The sequence below is a fragment of the Thauera phenolivorans genome (assembly GCF_001696715.1).
Taxonomy (GTDB): Bacteria; Pseudomonadota; Gammaproteobacteria; order Burkholderiales; family Rhodocyclaceae; genus Thauera; species Thauera phenolivorans.
Genome location: NZ_MBFM01000013.1, coordinates 1 through 846 on the forward strand (window position 1 = coordinate 1; position 846 = coordinate 846).

General features: G+C 66.9%; 2 protein-coding genes. Both read left to right on the top strand.

From position 1 onward, the window contains the following. The coding region (tnpB, locus tag BB334_RS17295) for an IS66 family insertion sequence element accessory protein TnpB (RefSeq protein WP_158014439.1) at positions 1-217 on the top strand (217 nt) is incomplete at its 5' end. 22 nt (positions 218-239) lie between these two features. Next, on the top strand, positions 240-846 hold a 607-nt coding region (locus BB334_RS17300; RefSeq protein WP_198531295.1), incomplete at its 3' end, for an IS66 family transposase.

Below are 846 nucleotides of genomic sequence, written 5' to 3' on the forward strand. Positions count from 1 at the left end.
CCGCCGCCGCGACAAGCTCAAGGCGCTGTACTGGCACCGCAACGGCTTCTGCCTCTGGTACAAGCGACTCGAAGCCGAGCGCTTCGCCTGGCCGGCGGCCGAGGCGGGCCAGCCCACCTGCACGCTGACGATGAAGGAGCTTGAGTGGCTGCTCGAAGGCTTCGATCTGTGGGCGGCTAAACCGCATAAAACGCTGCATTACCAATCAGTTACGTAGCATGATCGGGTATAATTCCGGCATGCCGCAACGTACCGCCGTCCCTCGCTCGAACCCCGCCGTCGGCGTGTGCGCATCCGTCCTCCCCGAGCAGTTGCCCGACGATCCAGCGGCGCTCAAAGCTTTGCTGCTGGCACAGCAGCAGGCGTTCGAGGCACGTGAAGCCGAACGGCAGGCAGCCTTTGATGCCCGCGAGGCGGAACTGCAAAAGGCCTTCGAGGCGCGCATCCTCGAGATCTACGAGCAACTACGCCTGGCGCGTCGGCGCATGTTCGGGCCCAGCAGCGAATCGCACGCGGGCCAGGGCTGGCTCTTCGACGAGGCCGAAGCGCTGGCCGCATCCGCACCCGAGGCGGACGACACCGCGACTCTGCCGCCCCCGGCCACCGAGCCGTCTGGCCAGACCCCGGCCGACGCCGGCAAGAAGAAGGCGCGCGGCAAGCGCAAGCCTTTGCCCATCGAGCTGCCGCGCATCGACGTCATCCATGACGTCCCCGAGGCCGAGCGCACCTGCGCCTGCGGCACGCCCATGGTCGAGATCGGCCAGGACGTCAGCGAACAGCTCGATATCGTGCCGATGCAGGTGCGCGTGCTGCGCCACATCAAGAAGCGCTACGGCTGTCCCAAGG